We start from the raw sequence: 263 nt of genomic DNA, 5'->3' as shown, positions 1-263 counted from the left end.
CAAGTCGCGCACTGTCACGTTTTTGGCCTCATCAATGAGTTCATAGCCGATCTGTCCGTTCGGCTCAAGCAGCACATATTTAAAATCTTGAATGTCTCCGAGGCCTTCCTGCCTGATCCTCATTGACAGCTGAGCTTCGGTAAAACGCATTTTTTTTAAGTTTTCCGGGATGATTTTTCCGTTTCTGACAACGGCGACGGTTTTTCCTGAAAATAAAAACTCAAAAAAACTTGATTTGATTTCTAAATATTCCATCAGGATTA

General features: G+C 41.1%; 1 protein-coding gene. It reads right to left on the bottom strand.

All coding sequences use genetic code 11. The features are described from left to right. Window positions 1-263 (bottom strand): YetF domain-containing protein (locus KVT31_RS29655; RefSeq protein WP_217613736.1); only part of this gene is annotated, 263 nt, incomplete at both ends.

Source organism: Bacillus sp. GbtcB14, from assembly GCF_019091205.1.
In the GTDB taxonomy this organism is placed as follows: Bacteria; Bacillota; Bacilli; order Bacillales; family Bacillaceae_G; genus Bacillus_A; species Bacillus_A cereus_AG.
This window is presented reverse-complemented; position numbering and strand designations above follow the sequence as displayed.